Annotated in this window: 13 protein-coding genes; 2 read left to right on the top strand and 11 right to left on the bottom strand. The window is 72.8% G+C overall.

Features of this window, described 5'->3' with window-relative positions:
- The first annotated feature begins 43 nt into the window (after positions 1 to 43).
- Both ACFYQQ_RS08855 and ACFYQQ_RS08860 read left to right on the top strand, forming a co-directional pair.
- Positions 44 to 1,042, top strand: a complete 999-nt coding sequence (locus ACFYQQ_RS08855; protein WP_355783435.1) for an aldo/keto reductase — start codon at positions 44 to 46, stop codon at positions 1,040 to 1,042.
- 89 nt (positions 1,043 to 1,131) lie between these two features.
- Positions 1,132 to 2,301, top strand: coding sequence for a PQQ-dependent sugar dehydrogenase (locus tag ACFYQQ_RS08860; RefSeq protein ID WP_355783432.1), 1,170 nt, complete (start codon positions 1,132 to 1,134; stop codon positions 2,299 to 2,301).
- Between the two features lie 194 nt (positions 2,302 to 2,495).
- Here ACFYQQ_RS08860 and ACFYQQ_RS08865 read toward each other — a convergent pair whose 3' ends face one another.
- From ACFYQQ_RS08865 to ligA, 11 genes are all read right to left on the bottom strand, one after another.
- Complete coding sequence (locus tag ACFYQQ_RS08865; RefSeq protein ID WP_356171731.1) at positions 2,496 to 2,939, bottom strand: DUF6191 domain-containing protein; 444 nt, start codon at positions 2,937 to 2,939, stop codon at positions 2,496 to 2,498.
- Between the two features lie 32 nt (positions 2,940 to 2,971).
- Complete coding sequence (locus ACFYQQ_RS08870; protein WP_355783441.1) at positions 2,972 to 6,049, bottom strand: AAA family ATPase; 3,078 nt, start codon at positions 6,047 to 6,049, stop codon at positions 2,972 to 2,974.
- A 191-nt stretch (positions 6,050 to 6,240) separates the two neighbouring features.
- The gene (locus ACFYQQ_RS08875; protein WP_356171677.1) at positions 6,241 to 6,438 is read right to left on the bottom strand and encodes a hypothetical protein; all 198 of its coding nucleotides are present in this window, start codon (positions 6,436 to 6,438) and stop codon (positions 6,241 to 6,243) included.
- A 188-nt stretch (positions 6,439 to 6,626) separates the two neighbouring features.
- Positions 6,627 to 7,214 (bottom strand): hypothetical protein, encoded by a 588-nt coding sequence (locus tag ACFYQQ_RS08880; protein ID WP_356171674.1) that lies wholly within the window; start codon positions 7,212 to 7,214, stop codon positions 6,627 to 6,629.
- 98 nt (positions 7,215 to 7,312) lie between these two features.
- A complete protein-coding gene (locus tag ACFYQQ_RS08885; RefSeq protein ID WP_355786651.1) occupies positions 7,313 to 9,568 on the bottom strand; it encodes an MMPL family transporter in 2,256 nt (751 codons plus the stop codon).
- Positions 9,569 to 9,844: 276 nt separating this feature from the next.
- Entirely contained in the window at positions 9,845 to 11,359 is a 1,515-nt protein-coding gene (gene gatB, locus ACFYQQ_RS08890; RefSeq protein ID WP_355786654.1) for an Asp-tRNA(Asn)/Glu-tRNA(Gln) amidotransferase subunit GatB, read from the bottom strand.
- 16 nt (positions 11,360 to 11,375) lie between these two features.
- A complete protein-coding gene (locus ACFYQQ_RS08895; RefSeq protein ID WP_355786657.1) occupies positions 11,376 to 11,618 on the bottom strand; it encodes a hypothetical protein in 243 nt (80 codons plus the stop codon).
- Entirely contained in the window at positions 11,615 to 13,120 is a 1,506-nt protein-coding gene (gene gatA, locus ACFYQQ_RS08900) for an Asp-tRNA(Asn)/Glu-tRNA(Gln) amidotransferase subunit GatA (protein ID WP_355786660.1), read from the bottom strand. Before gatA ends, ACFYQQ_RS08895 begins: the two co-directional genes overlap by 4 nt.
- A gap of 5 nt (positions 13,121 to 13,125) precedes the next feature.
- Positions 13,126 to 13,422, bottom strand: a complete 297-nt coding sequence (gatC, locus tag ACFYQQ_RS08905) for an Asp-tRNA(Asn)/Glu-tRNA(Gln) amidotransferase subunit GatC (RefSeq protein ID WP_355786663.1) — start codon at positions 13,420 to 13,422, stop codon at positions 13,126 to 13,128.
- Between the two features lie 599 nt (positions 13,423 to 14,021).
- Entirely contained in the window at positions 14,022 to 16,262 is a 2,241-nt protein-coding gene (locus ACFYQQ_RS08910; protein WP_356171665.1) for a bifunctional diguanylate cyclase/phosphodiesterase, read from the bottom strand.
- 260 nt (positions 16,263 to 16,522) lie between these two features.
- Positions 16,523 to 18,727, bottom strand: coding sequence for an NAD-dependent DNA ligase LigA (gene ligA, locus ACFYQQ_RS08915; RefSeq protein ID WP_355789079.1), 2,205 nt, complete (start codon positions 18,725 to 18,727; stop codon positions 16,523 to 16,525).
- Positions 18,728 to 18,741: the final 14 nt, after the last annotated feature.

Genomic DNA, 18,741 nt, shown 5'->3' on the forward strand with positions numbered 1-18,741 from the left:
CCATTGGTTAGTTTGGGGTGCCAGAGAGGGAGGGTGCGGCCAGGTGGAGCGCAGGACGATCGGTGCGGCGACGCTCGATGTGGGGGCCGTCGGACTGGGGTGCATGCCGATGAACTGGGCGTACACCGGTTCACGGCAGCGGAGCGACGAGTCGCTGCGGACGGTGCACCGGGCCCTGGACCTCGGCTCGTCGCTGCTGGACACCGCCGACATGTACGGCCCGTTCACCAACGAGCTGTTGCTGGGGCGGGTGTTGAGGGAGCGGCGCTCCGAGGCGTTCGTGTCCACCAAGGTCGGGCTGCTGGTGGGCGAGCAGCACATCGTGGCCAACGGCCGCCCCGGGTACGTGAGACGGGCCTGCGACGCCTCGCTGCGCCGATTGCAGACGGACGTGATCGATCTCTACCAACTGCACCGCGCGGACCCGGAGATACCGGTCGAGGAGACCTGGGGGGCCATGGCGGAACTGGTGTCCGCCGGGAAGGTGCGGGCGCTCGGGCTGTGCGCTGTGGGCGCGCGCTCCCGACGCCGTCCGGGCGCCCGGCTGCACGACGGGACGATCAGGCAACTGGAGCGGGTGCAACAGGTGTTCCCGGTGAGCGCGGTGCAGGCCGAGCTGTCGGTGTGGTCGCCGGAGGCGCTGGACGCGCTGCTGCCGTGGTGCGCGGCGCGCGGGGTGGGTTTCCTCGCCGCGATGCCGCTGGGCAACGGGTTCCTCACCGGGACGCTGACGCCCGGCGAGGGGTTCGAGCCGGACGACCTGCGCGCCCGGCACCCGCGGTTCACCGCCGAGATGATGGCCGCCAACCAGCCGATCGTCGTCGGGCTGCGCCGGATCGCCGAGCGGTACGGGGACGGGGTGACGCCCGCGCAGGTGGCGCTTGCCTGGGTTCTGGCGCAGGGCCCGCACGTGGTGCCGGTGCCCGGCGCCAAGCGGGAGCGGTGGGTGACGGAGAACGCGCGGGCGGCCGGGCTGCGGCTGTCGGCCGAGGATCTGGCGGCGGTGGCACGGCTTCCGGCGGCGCGCGGATCCTGGGACTGACCGGATCTCCCGGGCACCCGCCGCGGTGATCGGGAACCTGTGGCCCGTGAGCGGTGTATGAACAGTAGGACCACCGCGTCGAAGGGACCTTGATCGTGCAACGTCGAGCTGTGACGGCCGTGTTGGCCACGGCCGCGCTTCTGCTGACGGCCGGCTGCTCCTCCGACGACGGAGGAGGGCCGGACGCCGCCGGGAGCTCGGGGCCGGACAGGAAGACCCCGCCGGCCACGTCCTCCGGGGCGCCCCGGGAGACCACACCGCCCGCGAAGGGCTCGGTCGAGGTGGTGCGCACCGTCGCCGAGGGCCTGAAGTCCCCCTGGGGCCTGGCCCCCCTGCCCGACGGCGACCTGCTGGTCGCCTCGCGCGACGAGGGCACGATCACGCGGATCGACGCCAAGACCGGCGAGAAGTCGGAGCTGGGCAAGGTGCCCGGGGTGGCCGCGTCGGGCGAGGGGGGCCTCCTGGGGCTCGCGCTCTCCCCCGCGTACGCCTCGGACCACATGGTCTACGCGTACTTCACCACGGCGTCCGACAACCGCATCGCCCGTCTGCTGTACGAGGAGGAGAAGCCGGCCGGCGAGCAGCTGGGCGCCCCGGACACGATCCTGCGGGGCATCCCCAAGGGGGTCATCCACAACGGCGGCCGGATCGCCTTCGGCCCGGACCGGATGCTGTACGCGGGCACGGGCGAGACCGGGGACACGGGGCTGGCCCAGGACAAGAAGTCGCTGGGCGGCAAGATCCTGAGGATGACCCCGGAGGGCGAGCCGGCCCCGGGCAACCCCTTCGGCGACTCCGTCGTGTACTCGTACGGCCATCGCAACGTCCAGGGGCTGGCCTGGGACGACAAGCAGCGCCTGTGGGCGTCGGAGTTCGGGCAGGACACCTGGGACGAGCTGAACCACGTGGGGCCGGGCGACAACGACGGGTGGCCCGACGCCGAGGGCAAGGGCGACGACGCCAGGTTCGTGGACCCGGTCGCCCAGTGGCACACCGACGAGGCCTCCCCCAGCGGCATCGCCTACGCCGAGGGGTCGGTGTGGATGGCGGGCCTGCGCGGCCAGCGCCTGTGGCGGATCCCCTTGAAGGGGACCAAGGCGTCCGCCGAGCCCCAGGCGTTCCTGAAGGGCGAGTACGGCCGCCTGCGCACGGTGGTCTCCGCGGGCGGCGACCGGCTGTGGCTGGTCACGAGCGAGACGGACGGCCGCGGCTCCCCGAAGGGCGGCGACGACAAGATCCTGGAACTCGCGGTGAAGTAGGGCGCGCGGGCGAGCCGGCTCGCGGGGCGGCAGCCGGGCGGGTCAGCCCGCGCCGGGCGGTTGCCGCCTCGCCGGGCCCTGCGAGTACGCGCTGGGCGGCTCGGGCGTTTCCGGACCTACGAGCTAACGCCGGACGGCTCCTGCACCGTCGGGCCCTGCAAGTACACGCTGGGCGGCTCGCTGGTTTCCGGGTCCTACGAACCCGCGCCGGGCGGTTCCTGCGCCGTCGGGCCCGGCGAGTGCGCGTCGGGCGGCTCGTGCGTTTCCGGGTTTTGCGAGCCCGCGCCGGGCGGCTCCTGCGCCGCCGGGCCCTTCGAGTGCGCGCTGGGCGGCCCGCTCGTTTTTGGGTCCTGCGATCCCTCGCGGGGCGGTTCGTGCGACGACGGGTCCCTGTGGTCCGCGTCGGGCGCGGCCGGGATCTCCGTGGCCGTGTCCTGCGACGCGGGGTCGTCCGCAGCCGTCTCCTCCGGCCGCGCGTCCGGTGCGGACGGCTGCGCGCGGACGACGACCTTGCCCGAGGTGAGGTCTATCGGGCCCCGCCCGGGGTCCCCGTCGTTCAGGTCGACGCGGGTCAGCTCCAGCCGCTTGCGCTCGTCGTCGGTGTGCTTGCGGCCCGGTGCGAACAACTCCTCGAACATGTTGAACACGGCGCCTCCCTCGGCCCGGATCCTTACAGCGTAGGTCCCCCGCCCATCGCCTGGGCGGCGGGCGTCTCCGGCGGGAACAGCCGCAGCCGGTGCGCCAGCGCGGCGGCCTCCCCGCGGCCCGAGACACCGAGCTTCGCGAGGATGTTCGACACGTGGACGCTGGCCGTCTTCGGCGAGATGAACAGCCGTTCGGCGATCTGGCGGTTGCTGCGGCCGGCGGCGACGAGACGCAGGACGTCCCGCTCACGGCTGGTGAGGCCGAGTGCCTCGACGGGGTCGGCGCAGGCACCGGCCGGCTCCGCGGGCCCGGCGGGAACGTGGGTCAGGGTGAGGCGGGCGCGCCGGGCGAGCAGGGCGACGGCGTCGGCGAGTGGCCGGGCACCGAGGTGTGCGGCGACCGCGCCGGCCAGCCGCAGCAGTTCGGTGGCGCGGGCCCGGTCGTCGTCGTCCGCGCCGGAGGCGAGCAGCGACTCGGCGAGGCGGTGGCGAACGCGGGCCAGGTCGTAGGGGCGGGCCAGGGGTTCGACGGCGGTGACCACGTCGGACCAGAGGTGCGGGGCCGCCGTCCCCTCGGCGCGCTGGAGTTCGGCGCGCACCCACTGCTCGTAGGCCCGCCAGATGGGCGCCCCGGTGGCGAGGGAGCGGGCGGCGGTGCGGATGCGGCCGAGGGCCTCGGCGCGGCCCCGCTCGGCCGGTGGCAGCCCGCGGAAGTCGGCCTCGGCCGTGGTGCCGGCCAGCAGCAGCGGCCAGCCGTAGCGCTGGGTGCCGGGCGGGAAGCCGGCGTCGAGGGCCTCGTACAGCGCGGTGCGGGCGTCCTGGTGCCGGCCCTCGCCGGCCGCCAGGCCGATGGCTATGCGCAGCAGTGGCAGGGAGTTCTGCGGCATCGGGTCGTGGCTGCCGTAGAACCCGCGGGCGGCGGCCAGATGGCGGGCCACGGCGGCCATCTCGCCCCGGGCGAGGGCGATATGGGCGAGCCGGGTGGAGGCGCCGCCGCGCGGTTTGGCGCTCTGCCCGGTGGTGTGGGCGTTCGTCGCCGCCTCGGTCGCCTCGTCCCAACGGCCCAGCGAGTAGAGCGACTCGGAGAGGTTGGTCCACACCCAGGCCTCGGAGTCCAGCAGGCCCATCCGCCGGGTCAGCTGGATACCCTCGCGCAGTACGGCGACGGACTCCTCGGACCGGCCGACGCCCTCCAGGACCGACGGCAGGTTCACATGGCTGCGGCCGACGACATGGGTGACGCCCCGCTCCACCACCCGGTCCCTGACCTCGTACATCTCGGCGAGTCCGGCCTCGGTGTCGCCCGCGTCGACCATCAGGCCGCCGAGGGTGAGCCGGGCGTTCAGCTCGATGTCGTCGGCGCCCACCATGCGCGCGTACTCGACGGCGCGCTGGGCGTCGGAGAGCGCGTCGGGGCCGGGGTCGTGGAGCATCGACCAGCCGGCGACCATGGCGAGCACCTCGGCGTGCACCTCCGAGGGCGGCAGACCGCGTACGAGGTCCTGGGCGGTGGCGAGTTCCTTCCAGCCGTCGCCGCGGGCCTGGCCCTGGACGAGGCGGGAGCGCTGGACCCAGAACCAGGCCGCGCGCAGCGGGTCCGGCTCGTCCTCCAGGAGGCGCAGCGCCCGCTTGGTGATCTTCATGGCGCGTTCGCGCTCCCCGCACAGACGCCCGGCGACGGCGGCCTCGGCCATCAGGTCGAGGTAGCGCAGCGGCGTGGTCGCCGGGTCGCAGCCGCAGGGAGGGTACACCTCGGTGTAGTCGACGGGGCGCAGTGCGGCCCGTACGGCCTCGGGGGCGACCTCCCACAGCTCCATCGCCCGCTCCAGCAGCCGCAGTTGCTCGGAGGGCGCGTGCCGGCGGCGGGCCTCCACCGCGGCGTGGAGGACGGCGGGCAGGGCCTTGGCGGCGTCGTGGGCGTGGTACCAGTAGCTGGCCAGGCGGGTGGCGCGCTCGTCGGCCGGGACCAGCTCGGGGCGGGCTTCGAGGGCTTCGGCGTACCGGCGGTTGAGGCGGGAGCGCTCGCCGGGCAGCAGGTCGTCGCTGACGGCCTCGCGGACCAGGGAGTGCCGGAAGCGGTAGCCGTCGCCGCCGGGGGCGGGCTGGAGGATGTTGGCGCCGACGACCGCTCGCAGGGCCTCGATCAGGTCGTCCTCGGCGAGCCGGGCGACGGCGGCGAGGAGCGGGTACTCGACGGTGGAGCCGCCCTCGGCGACGATCCGGGCGACCCGCTGGGCGTCCTCGGGCAGCCCCTCCACACGGACGAGGAGCAGGTCGCGCAGGGAGTCGGTGAGTCCGGCGCAGCAGCCCTCGTGGGAGGCGACGGCGAGCTCCTCGACGAAGAAGGCGTTCCCGTCGGAGCGTTCGAAGATCTCGTCGACCTGGGCCGGGTCGGGTTCGTGGGCGAGGATGCCGGCGATCTGGCGGCCGACCTCGACGCGGTTGAACCGGCCCAGCTCGATGCGGCGGACCGTGCGGAGCCGGTCGAGCTCGGCCAGCAGGGGGCGCAGCGGATGGCGGCGGTGGATGTCGTCGGCGCGGTAGGTGGCGACGACGACGAGGCGGCCGCTGCGCAACGTGCGGAAGAGGTAGGCCAGGAGGTGCCGGGTGGAGGCGTCGGCCCAGTGCAGGTCCTCCAGGACGAGGACGACCGTGCGGCCCGCGGCGACGCGCTCCAGGAGCCGGGCGGTGAGCTCGAACAGGCGGGCCATGCCGTCCTCTTCGTGCCCGCGCCCGCGGGTGGCCTCGCCGAGTTCGGGCAGCAGCCGGGCCAGTTCGTCCTCCTGTCCCGCGGCCGCGGCGGCGAGTTCGCCGGGGAGTTCGCGGCGCAGGGCGCGCAGGGCGCTGGAGAACGGCGCGAAGGGGAGTCCGTCGGCGCCGATCTCGACGCAGCCGCCGATCGCGACGACGGCTCCCCCGGCGGCGGCCGCGGTGGCGAACTCCTCGATCAGGCGGGTCTTGCCGACGCCGGCCTCACCGCCGAGCAGCAGCGCCTGCGGCTCACCGGCGGCGGCACGGGCGAGTGCTTCGCGAAGGGCCTCCAGTTCGTCGGCTCGGCCGATGAACACCGGGCTGACAGACCTGGTTTCCACAGCGCCGAGCATCGCACAGGGGTCCGACAGAGCGGCATCGATTATCGGCGGCGCGGCCTCGGTCCGCCCCGTGCGCGAGGCGGCCGGAACGCTGCCGGGAGCCGGAACGGCCGTCGTCCCGGCAGCCTGGCCGGCTGCCGGGACGACGGTGTCGGAGGGAGGTGGGCCGACCCCCGTACGGCCTGCCTCCCCCGCCCCGGCGCTCACGCGGCGCGGGCGAACGGGTGCCGGCGGGGACGGTCCGTATGGGCCTGCCCTCCGGTGTCGTGCCGGGCCGACGCGTCGGCGGCGGCGCGGCGGGCGTTCCGGCGCCCGCGCAGGGCCTCGCGGACCATGCGGTGGTGGTCGGCCTGGCGGATCAGGTCGGCGGAGCGGGTCTGGTGGATCTCGTACTCGTACATCTCGTCTCCCCATGAAGAGCTGTCGGTCTCGGTCCTCGCTCGGTGCGATGCCTCAACTCTCGTCTCCCAGGGGGGTCCGCCACATCGGGAGAGTTCCGCATCTTGGACGCGGAAGGGACCTTAGAACGGCCGTGGATGACTCACGGCGGCTCTAAGGCCCCTCAGGTCGTGCGGGGGGATACGGGGTCTCAGCCGGTGGAGGGCAGGCCGAGCAGGAGGTCGGAGTACTTGGCGACGGCCAGCAGCAGCCCCACGACGCCGAGTGCGACGCCCGCCCAGGCGACCGACTTGATCCAGGGCGCCTGCGGCCTGCCGGGGACCCCGAAGGCGGGGCGGGCCAGCACGACGACGCCGACGATCAGGGCGGCCAGCGCGAAGAGGCCGCCGATCAGCGCGGTGACCTGCCAGGCGTCGCCGTAGACCTCCTGGACCTGCTTGGCGACGCTCGCGGAGGACGAGGTCCGCAGCTGGCCGACGAGCGTCTCGCGCGCGGCGGCCACGGTGGCGACCCAGCTGCCGGTGAGCGAGACGATGCCGAGCCCGGCGGAGACGACCGCGGCGGCGCCCTGGCCCACGCCGGAGGAGCCCTGCGCGGCCGGCTCGTCGTCCTCCCGGGCCTCCCTGTCCTCGGCCTCGGCCTCGGCCCGCGCCGCGTCCTGCTCCTCGGCAGCGGTTTCCCCCGGCTCGCCGGCCTTGGTGACGACCACGGTCTTCTCGTCGCTCTGCGCCTCGGTGCCGGTCTCGGTCCCGGCCTCGTCAGCTGTCTTGGTTCCCATGCGTCGCACGGTACGGACGAAGTCTGAGAGGTTTCTTAACGTTGTCTGTGTCGGTGCATAACGATCGGCACATGAGGAGGCGTGCCCGCGCCTGCCCGTCAGCCGACGGCGTCGCTGACGTCCCGCGGCCGCTCGCTCTCCAGTACGCCGACCAGCGCGGCGTCGTCCTCGTGGCGCTTCCCGGGGATTTTCGCGCCGGCGCCGTGGACGGGACGGCACTCGGGGGGCTCGATGCTGATCCGCGGCAGGCGCCGGTCGAGCCAGCCCGGCAGCCACCAGTTGGCGCCGCCCAGCAGGTGCATCAGGGCGGGGACGAGCAGGGTGCGCAGGACGAACGCGTCGAGGGCGACGGCCGCCGCGAGGGCGATCCCGAACATCGCGATGACGCGGTCGCCGCTGAGCACGAAGGCGAGGAAGACCGAGATCATGATGACGGCGGCCGAGTTGATCACACGGCCGGTCTCGGCGAGCCCGACGCGCACGGCCCGCCGGTTGTCGCCGGTCTCCAGCCACTCCTCGTACATCCGGCTGACCAGGAACACCTGGTAGTCCATGGAGAGCCCGAAGAGCACCGAGACCATGATCACCGGCAGGAACGGCTCGATCGGCCCGGCCCTGCCCAGCCCCAGCAGCTCGCTGCCCCAGCCCCACTGGAAGACCGCGACCACCACGCCGAAGGCCGCGGCGACGGCGGCGACGTTCATGACGGCGGCCTTGAGCGGGATGCCCAGGGACCGGAAGGCGACCAGCAGCAGGACGCAGCCGAGCCCGATCACCACACCCACGAACAGCGGGAGTTTGCCGACGATGACGTCGGCGAAGTCGTCGTAGCTCGCCGTCACCCCGCCGACGTGCACGTCGAGCGAGGTGCCCGACTCGGCCCGCGGCAGCACCTCGTCGCGCAGCCGGTCGACGAGTTCGCTGGTCCGCTGGGACTGCGGGGCGGACTCCGGGACGACGGTCAGGTACGCGGTGCCCGAGCCGTACGTCACGGGGGCCACCGAGGCGACGCCCTCGGTGGACCTGAGGGTGGCGTCGAGGTTGTCGAGCGCCAGCCGGTCCGCGGCGCCGCCCACCGGGGTGACGAGGGTCAGGGGACCGTTCACGCCGGGTCCGAAACCGTCCCCGATGAGGTCGTAGGCCTGCCGTGTGGTCGACGACGTGGGGCCGTTGCCCTGGTCGGACGTGCCCAGGTGCAGGGAGAGCGTCGGCAGCGCTAGCAGCGCCATGACGGCCACCGCGAGGCTCCCCAGCAGCTTCGGGTGCCGCTCCACGAACGCGGACCAGCGGGCGGCGAGGCCGGCGGCGATCTCCGGTTCGGGTCCGTGTTCGGCCAGCCGCCGCCGCTCGCGCCGGCTCAGCGCGCGCGGCCCGATGAAGGACAGGAGGGCGGGCAGCAGGGTCACGGAGGCGGCGACCGTGAGGACCACGGTCAGGGAGGCCGCGATGGCCACCCCGTTGAGGAAGCCGAGCCGCAGGATGAGCATGCCGAGCAGGGCGATGCAGACGGTGGCGCCGGCGAAGACGACGGCCCGGCCGGTGGTGGCCACGGCGTTCTGCGCGGCCTCCGCGACCGGCAGGCCCCGTTTCAGCCCCCGCCGGTGCCGGGTCACGATGAACAGCGCGTAGTCGATGCCCACCCCGAGCCCGATCAGCATCCCCAGCATGGGGGCGAAGTCGGCGACGGTCATGGCGTGCCCGAGAAGCACGATCGCTGCGTACGCGGTGCCGACGCTGACGAGCGCGGTGGCGATGGGCAGCATGGAGGCGGCGAAGGAGCCGAAGGCGAGGAAGAGGACCACCGCCGCGACCAGGACGCCGATGACCTCGGCGAGGTGTCCGCCGGCCGGTTCGGTGGCCGCGACGGCGGTGCCGCCCAGTTCCACCTGGAGGCCCTCGGTCCCGGCCTCCTGGGCGGTGTCGACGACGGCCTTCGCGTCGGCCGGGTCGATGTCCTCGGCCCGGTCCTCGAAGGTGACCGCGGCGTACGCCGTGCGTCCGTCGGCGCTGATCTGCCCGCTGTGGCGTCCCTCGTACGGGCTGACGACCGAGGCGACACCGGGCAGGTCGGCGATCCGGTCCAGCGTGCGGGTCATCGTCTGCTCGACGTCGGCGGAGCGCACGGTGCCCGGCGCCGTGTGCCAGACCACGGTGTCGGCGTCGCCGCCGAGGCTCGGGAACCCCTCCTGGAGGAGCCGGGTCGCGCGGCCGGACTCGGTGCCGGGGACCTCGTAGTCGTTCGAGTACGCGGAGCCCGCCACGGCCGCGGCGGCGGTCGTGCCGCCCAGCGCGAGGAGCCACAGCAGAACGGCGACGAGGCGGTGCCGTACACACCAGCGCGCAAGGGCTGCCAACGGACGTGCTCCCTGGATGATTCGTGGTCTTTGATCGGGAACAGCCGACAATGTAACGGAACAGCCCGCAAAGAACGTATGAGCAATGCCCAGACACTCTTACAGTCGGAAAAGATCCTTTGTCCCTTTCGTGGGCTTACTCACAGGAGCACGAGGCAGCTCACACGCCACTTCGGGGAATTTCGTCAACCCTTACGGCGCAGCGGGACGCACCTCGGGGGGACGTGCCGGCGGACGGCGCGTCCCCCCGAGGTGGACACAGGCGGAACCGGGAACTCAGCCCTCGCTGACGCCCAGCTTCTCCAGGATGAGCTCCTTGACGCGGGCCGCGTCGGCCTGGCCCCGGGTGGCCTTCATGACCGCGCCGACGAGCGCGCCCGCGGCCTGGACCTTGCCGCCGCGGATCTTGTCGGCGATGCCCGGGTTGCCGGCGATGGCCTCCTCGACGGCGGTCGTCAGCGCGCCCTCGTCCGAGACGACCTTCAGACCGCGCTTCTCGACGACCTCGTCCGGGGTGCCCTCGCCGGCGAGGACGCCCTCGATGACCTGACGGGCGAGCTTGTCGTTGAGGTCACCGGCGGCGACCAGCTGCGCCACCCGGGCGACCTGCGCCGGGGTGATCGGGAGGTCCTCCAGGGACTTCCCCGACTCGTTGGCGCTGCGGGCCAGCTCGCCCATCCACCACTTGCGGGCGGAGGCGGCGTCGGCACCGGCCTCGATCGTCGCGACGATCGGGTCGATGGCCCCGGCGTTGAGGATCGACTGCATGTCGTGGGCGCTGACGCCCCACTCCTCGCGCAGCCGGTTGCGGCGGGCCAGCGGCTGCTCGGGCAGGACCGCGCGCAGCTCCTCGACCCACTCGCGGGACGGCGCCACGGGGACGAGGTCGGGCTCCGGGAAGTACCGGTAGTCCTCGGCCTCCTCCTTCACGCGGCCCGAGGTGGTGGACCCCGTGTCCTCGTGGAAGTGGCGGGTCTCCTGGATGATCGTGCCGCCGGAGGAGAGGACGGCGGCGTGGCGCTGGATCTCGTAGCGGGCCGCCCGCTCCACGGAGCGCAGCGAGTTGACGTTTTTCGTCTCGCTCCGCGTGCCGAACTTCTCCCGGCCGTGCGGGCGCAGCGACAGGTTCACGTCGCAGCGCATCTGGCCCATCTCCATGCGGGCCTCGGAGACGCCGAGCGCCCTGATGAGCTCGCGCAGCTCGGCGACGTACGCCTTGGCGACCTCGGGGGCGCGCTCGCCCGCACCCTCGATCGGCTTGGTGACGATCTCGATGAGCGGGATGCCGGCGCGGTTGTAGTCGAGCAGCGAGTGGGAGGCGCCGTGGATGCGGCCGGTGGCACCGCCCACGTGCAAGGACTTGCCGGTGTCCTCCTCCATGTGGGCGCGCTCGATCTCCACGCGGAAGACCTCGCCGTCCTCCAGCTGGACGTCCAGGTAGCCGTTGAAGGCGATCGGCTCGTCGTACTGGGAGGTCTGGAAGTTCTTCGGCATGTCCGGATAGAAGTAGTTCTTCCGGGCGAAGCGGCACCACTCGGCGATCTCGCAGTGCAGCGCGAGACCGATCTTGATCGCGGACTCGACGCCGGTCGCGTTGACGACGGGCAGCGCGCCGGGCATGCCGAGGCAGGTCGGACAGGTCTGCGAGTTGGGCTCGGCGCCCAGCGTGGTGGAACACCCGCAGAACATCTTCGTCTTGGTGCCGAGTTCGACATGGACTTCGAGGCCCATGACGGGGTCGTACGACGCCAGCGCGTCCTCGTACGACACCAGGTCGGTCGTGGTGGTCACGGTGAAAACTTCCCTCTCAGCCCAGCAGGACGTCGTCGTCGCCCAGGCGCTTGAGCTCCCGGTAGAGGATGGCGAGGCCGGTGACGATGGCGGCGGCGGACACGGCGGAGTCGATCAGGCGCAGCGTGTCGTTGTCGGTGCGGGCCAGCTTGGCCTGCTTGGCGACGCTGAGCGCGCCGAAAGCGGTGGTGGCCATGGACAGGTACAGGCCGGACTTGGACTTCTTGAAGCCTTTGGCCTTCGACAGGGTCTTGCTCACAGCGACGGAGCCTCCTCGATCAGCGGGTGACCCCACCTTTCCACGAAGGCGGCCTCGACGGCGGCGCCGACCTTGTAGAGCCTGTCGTCCTTCATCGCCGGGGCGATGATCTGCAGACCGACCGGGAGGTTGTCCTCCGGGGCCAGACCGCAGGGCAGGGACATGGCCGCGTTGCCCGCGAGGTTGGTCGGGATGGTGCACAGGTCGGCGAGGTACATCGCCATCGGGTCGTCGGCGCGCTCGCCGATCGGGAAGGCGGTGGTGGGCGTGGTCGGCGAGACGATCACGTCGACCTGCTCGAATGCCTTCTCGAAGTCGCGCGTGATGAGCGTGCGGACCTTCTGGGCGCTGCCGTAGTAGGCGTCGTAGTAGCCGCTGGACAGGGCGTACGTGCCGAGCATGATCCGGCGCTTGACCTCGTCGCCGAAGCCCGCCTCACGGGTGACGGCGGTGACGTCCTCGGCCGAACGGGTGCCGTCGTCACCGACGCGCAGGCCGTAGCGCAGGCCGTCGAAGCGCGCGAGGTTCGAGGAGCACTCGGAGGGCGCGATCAGGTAGTACGCCGACAGGGCCAGGTCGAAGGACGGGCAGTCCAGCTCGACGATCTCGGCGCCGAGCTCCTTCAGGAGGGCGACCGACTCGTTGAAGCGCTGGACGACACCGGCCTGGTAGCCCTCGCCCGCGAACTGCTTGACGACGCCGACGCGCATGCCCGCCACGCTGCCGTTGCGGGCGGCCTCGACGACCGGCGGGACCGGAGCGTCGATGGAGGTGGAGTCGAGCGGGTCGTGACCGGCGATGACCTCGTGCAGGAGGGCCGCGTCCAGGACCGTACGGGCGCAGGGGCCGCCCTGGTCGAGGGAGCTGGAGAAGGCGACCATGCCGTGGCGCGAGACGCCGCCGTAGGTCGGCTTGACGCCGACGGTGCCGGTGACGGCGGCGGGCTGGCGGATCGAGCCGCCGGTGTCCGTGCCGATGGCGAGCGGCGCCTGGAAGGAGGCGAGCGCGGCGGAGGAGCCGCCGCCGGAGCCGCCGGGGATCCTGGTGAGGTCCCAGGGGTTGCCGGTCGGGCCGTAGGCGCTGTTCTCCGTCGAGGACCCCATGGCGAACTCGTCCATGTTGGTCTTGCCGAGGATGACGACGTCGGCGTCCTTCAGCCGCTTGGTCACCGTGGCGTCGTACGGCGGGATCCAGCCCTCGAGCATCTTGGAGCCGACGGTGGTCGGCACGCCCTCGGTGGTGAAGATGTCCTTGAGCGCCAGGGGGACGCCGGCCAGGGGGCCGAGCTTCTCGCCCCGCGCGCGCTTGGCGTCGACGGCGCGGGCCTGGGCCAGCGCGCCCTCGCGGTCCACGTGCAGGAAGGCGTGCACCTTCTCGTCGACCGCGCCGATGCGGGCGAGGTGGGCCTCGGTGACCTCGACGGCGGTGAGCTCGCCGGCGGCGATCCGGTCCGCGATCTCCGCGGCCGTCAGCTTGATGATGTTGACGTTGGTGTCCGTCATGGTGATTAGTCCTCCCCCAGGATCTGCGGCACCTTGAAACGCTGCTGCTCCTGGGCCCGGGCGCCGGAGAGCGCCTGCGCGGGGGTGAGCGACGGACGGACCTCGTCCGCGCGCATGACGTTCGTCAGCGGCAGCGGGTGAGAGGTCGGCGGTACGTCTTGGTCGGCGACCTCGCTGACGCGGGCGACCGCGCCGATGATGTCGTCGAGCTGGCCGGCGAAGTGGTCGAGCTCTTCGCCCTTCAGCTCCAGACGCGCCAGCCGTGCGAGGTGGGCGACCTCCTCGCGCGTGATGCCAGGCATGCAGCGATCCTCTGGGGTGAGTGAGTGTGGTTTGGCCCCAATCCTATGGGGCGACCACAGGTGCCCGCGCACGGGTTTCCCCGGGCAGCCGCAACCCCCACGAACGGCCGGACGCAGACGGCCGGGCCGGGGCACGGCAGAGGCCGGCCGCCGGAAGGCGGTCACGGCCGGTCCGTGGAACCGGAACCCCCGCGCACGGGCGGACGCCGACGGCGAGGTGGAGACACGGCAGAGGCCGGCCACCGGAAGGCGGCCACGGCCGGTCCGTGGAACCGGAAGCCCCGCGCACGGCCGGACGCCGACGGCGAGGCGGAGACACGGCAGAGGCCGGCCTTCCAGGAAGGCGGTCACGGCCGGTCCGTGGAACCGGAACCCCCGCGCACGGCCGGACGCCGACGGCAGGGCGGAGACACGGCAGAGGCCGGCCACCGGAAGGCGGTCACGGCCGGTCCGTGGGACCGGAAGCCCCGCGCACGGGCGGACGCCGACGGCGAGGCGGAGACACGGGAGAGGCCGGCCTTCCAGGAAGGAGCAACGGGTGGTGCGTGGGTGGGCGACATCCGGCCGGAGGCCGGTCCAGGCACCCGGGAAAGAGAGACCTACTCCGCCGCGGGCAACGCGGCGCGAGGCCGCTGCCACCCCCGAGCCCCCCGCGCGAGCAACCATGCCGTGGCCTCCTCCGGAGGCATCGCCGCCGCCACCAGCCACCCCTGCACGGCGTCACACCCGAGATCCCGCAACCGCTCCCACGTCTCGTCGTCCTCGACCCCCTCGGCGACGACGAGCAGACCGAGCGAATGCGCGAGATCGACCGTGCACCGCACGATCTCCGCGTCCTCGTTGTCCACCGCCAGCCGCGCCACGAAGGACCGGTCGATCTTCAGCTCGCTGACGGGCAGCCGCCGCAGATGGACGAGGGAGGAGTAACCGGTGCCGAAGTCGTCGAGCGACATCTTCACGCCGTGCCCGGTGAGCGCGGCCAGGGTGTCCGCGGCACGCTGCGGATCCTCCAGCAGCACATGCTCCGTGATCTCCAGCTGGAGCGCCCCGGCGGGCACCCCGTGCCGGGCGAGACGGGCGGCGACCGAACCGGCGAACCCGGGAGTGTGCACGTCCCGCGGGGACACGTTCACCGCGACCGGCACGTACAGCCCCTGTGCCCGCCAGCGCGCGACCTGCGCGAGCGCAGTCTCCAGCACGTACTCCGTGAGGTGCGGCATCAGCCCGGATGACTCGGCGATGGCGATGAACTCGTCCGGCGGCACCTTCCCGCGCTCCGGGTGCACCCAGCGCACCAGAGCCTCAAGCCCGGCCACCTGCCCGTCGAAGCGGACCTTGGGCTGGTAGTGCAGTTCCACGTCACCGGCGTCGAGCGCCCGGCGCAGGTCGCCGAGCAGGCCCAGCCGGTCAGGGGTGTTCGAGTCCCGCTTGGACTCGTACACCTCCACCCCCGTACGGTCCCGCTTCGCCTGGTACATCGCCACGTCCGCGCGGCGCAGCAGCCCCTCCGCGTCGAGCGCGTGGTCGGGGAAGACGGCGAGCCCGGCGCTGGCCTCCAGGACGAGCGTGAGCCCGTCGAGGTCGAGCGGTGACCCGAGGGCGGCGACGAGACCGCGGGCCAGCCGGGTGGCGGAGGTCGTGGAGTCCGCCACCGGCAGTAAGACGGCGAACTCGTCACCGCCCAGCCGCGCGGCCTCCGCTCCGCGCGGCAGGGCCAGTCGCAGCCGGTCGGCTATCTGCAACAGCAGCCTGTCCCCCGCGAGATGCCCGAGTGTGTCGTTGACCGAGCGGAAGCGGTCGAGGTCGATCAGCATCAGGGCGGCGCGGGCCCCGATCCGCTCGGCGTCGTCCAGTGCCGTCCAGGTCCGCTCCAGGAGCCACTGCCGGTTGGGGAGCCCGGTCAGCGGATCGCGCAGTTGCTCCTCCGCCCGGGCCCGGGCTATCCACAGCGTGGAGTCCAGCGCGATCAGCGGGATGGAGAACAGCGGCAGCAGCAGCGGGCGCGCCTGCGCCACCACGCAGATGAGGGGCGCGATGCCGAGCAGCGCCACGGCGACGAGGCCCTGGCGGGCCAGGGCGGTGCGCGCGACGGTGGGCAGTCCGCCGGTGCGCGGGGCGTGCAGGTACCAGAGCAGGGCGCGGCTCACCGCGAGGTAGCCGGCGGCGACGAGGACCACCTGGGGTGCCGCGTAGAGGGTCCAGGTCTGCGGGTCCCAGGGCGTCTCGACGGAGGGGACCCGGCCGAAGGCGGCCAGGACCAGCGCGCCGGTCCCGATGCCGAGGATGTCGACCGCGCCGTGCAGGACGCCCTGGCGCCAGCGGTTGCGGCGGGCGACGCCGACCAGCACGACGACGGTGAGGCTGACCATGCCGGCGGGCACCCAGCCGTACAGCAGCAGGACCGCGAGGGTGAGGGCGGCGCCCGAACCCGTGCCGCCCCACCAGCGGGAGCGGCCGAGGGCGACCAGGTGGCCGACGATGACGCCGGTGAGCACGGCGAGCGACCAGCCGGCGGTGCCGGACGGGAAGAGCGCGTGGTGTCCGCTGAATGCGCGGTAGAAACCGGCACCGAGGACGAAGGCGGCCGATCCCACGACGGCGGCGGGCAGCGCCGGCCAGGACAGGTGCCGTTCGCTCTCGTGGCCGGGCGGGTCCGCGGCGCGTGCGGCGGTGTGCCCGTAGGAATGCGGGGAGTCCCCGACGGTGAGCTGTGCGGCGCCGCGGGCGCCCGCGCTCGCGCCCGCCGACGGCCGCCCCGTCCGGAGTCCGGCCAGCCAGGCGCCGGACATCCGGCGCAGGCGCAGCCGGGAGCCCGGAGCGGCGCTCTCGGTCGGTTCCATTCCCGTCCCTCTCACAGCCGGCGGTGCCCACGCCACGCGGTCCGGTGCCCGGCGAACCATCCGCGGCTCCGCGTCTGAAAACCCTTCCCAGCGCCCGTGGAGAGCAAGGGGATGCGCCGGCCGCGGCCGGGCACGGCAGACGCACTTCTCAACAGTAGGCCGCGGAAGGCTTCCACGGGCAGCGGTCGTCGACGGTTGCCCGAATGCGACCCGGCCACCCGTATGCATCTGATATGCGCCGAACGGGTGGCCTTCAACCGCTACTCCTCGGTCGGAAGTGCGAGTTCGGCGGCGGCTTCCGGCCCTTGCTCCAGCAGGACCGCGAACCCCTCCTCGTTCAGAACCGGAACCTTCAGCTGCATCGCCTTGTCGAACTTCGACCCGGGGTTGTCACCCACCACGACGAACGACGTCTTCTTGGAGACGGATCCGGTCACTTTCGCGCCGCGGCTCTGCAGGGCGTCCTTCGCGCCGTCCCGCGTGTGGTGTTCGAGGGTGCCGGTGACGACGACCACGAGGCCCTGGAGGGGGCGCGGGCCCTGGTCCTCGCCGGAGTCCTCCTCCTCCATGCGCACGCCCGCGGCCCGCCACTTGCGGAGGATCTCCTGGTGCCAGTCGACGGCGAACCACTGCTTCAGCGAGGCCGCGATGATCCCGCCCACGCCGTCGGTGTACGCCAACTCCTCCTCGGTGGCCTGCTCGATGCGGTCGATCGAGCGGAACTCGCGGGCCAGGGCCTCGGCCGCGACCGGTCCGACATGGCGGATCGACAGTCCGGTCAGCACGCGGGCGAGCGGGCGCTGCTTGGCCGCCGCGATGTTCTCCAGCATGGCGAGGGCGTTCTTCTTCGGCTCGCCCTGCTGGTTGGCGAAGACCGTGACGATCTTCTCCTCGCCGGTCTTCGGGTCGCGCTTGGGCAGACCGCTGTCCTGGTCGAGGACGTACGCCTTGATGGGCAGCAGCTGCTCGATGGTGAGGTCGAAGAGGTCGCCCTCGTCCACGAGGGGCGGCTCGGCGGGCTCCAGCGGCTTGGTGAGGGCCGCGGCGGCGACGTAGCCGAAGTTCTCGATGTCGAGGCTCTTGCGTCCGCCGAGGTAGAACAGGCGCTCGCGCAACTGGGCCGGGCAGGTGCGGCCGTTCGGGCAGCGGAGGTCGATGTCGCCCTCCTTCGCGGGCGCCAGCGGTGTGCCGCACTCGGGGCACTCGGCCGGCATCACGAACTCCCGCTCGCTGCCGTCCCGCAGGTCGACGACCGGGCCGAGGATCTCCGGGATCACGTCACCGGCCTTGCGCAGCACCACCGTGTCCCCGATGAGGACGCCCTTGGCCTTCACCACGTCCTGGTTGTGCAGGGTCGCGAACTCGACCTCGGAGCCGGCCACGGTCACCGGCTCGACCTGCGCGTAGGGCGTGACGCGTCCCGTACGGCCCACACCGACGCGGATGTTGACCAGCTTGGTGTTGACCTCCTCCGGCGCGTACTTCCAGGCGATGGCCCAGCGGGGCGCGCGGGAGGTGGAGCCGAGGCGTCCCTGGAGCGGGATCTCGTCGAGCTTGACGACCACACCGTCGATCTCGTGCTCCACGGAGTGGCGGTTCTCGCCGAAGTGGGCGATGAACTCCCGTACGCCGTCGAGGTCGTCGACCACCTTGTTGTGCTGGGCGGTGGGCAGGCCCCATTCGCGCAGCAGCTCGTACGCCTGCGAGAGGCGCTCGATGTCGAAGCCCTGCCGGGCGCCGATGCCGTGGACGACCATGTGCAGCGGGCGGGTTGCGGTGACCCGGGGGTCCTTCTGGCGCAGTGAACCCGCGGCCGCGTTGCGCGGGTTGGCGAAGGGCTTGTCGCCGCCCTCGACCAGACGGGCGTTCAGCTCCTGGAACTTCTCCATCGGGAAGTAGACCTCGCCGCGGATCTCCACGAGGTCCGGGACGCGGTCGCCCTTCAGCCGGTCGGGGATCTCCGCGATGGTGCGGACGTTCGGCGTGATGTCCTCGCCGGTGCGTCCGTCGCCGCGGGTCGCGGCGCGCGTGAGGCGGCCGTGCTCGTACGTGAGGTTGACCGCGAGGCCGTCGACCTTGAGCTCGCACAGGAAGTGGTAGCCGGGGGTGCCGACGTCCTTGGCGACGCGGTCGGCCCAGGCGGTGAGCTCCGCGTCGTCGAAAGCGTTGTCCAGGGAGAGCATGCGCTCGCGGTGCTGCACGGCCGTGAACTCGGTCTCGTAGGCGCCCGCGACCTTCTGGGTCGGCGAGTCCGGCGTCCGCAGCTGCGGGTACTCCTCCTCCAGTGCCTCCAGCGCGCGGAGCAGCTTGTCGAACTCCGCGTCGCTGACGACGGGAGCGTCCTTCACGTAGTACCGGAAGCGGTGCTCCTCGATCTGCTCGGCGAGCTCCGCGTGCTTCTCCCGTGCCTCGGTGGGCAGGGGCTGCGCGGTCGAGGCGGTCTGTGCGTCCTGGTCGCCGGCCACCGTGTCGTCCTCCC

This window comes from Streptomyces sp. NPDC005496, assembly GCF_042872045.1.
Taxonomy (GTDB): domain Bacteria; phylum Actinomycetota; class Actinomycetes; order Streptomycetales; family Streptomycetaceae; genus Streptomyces.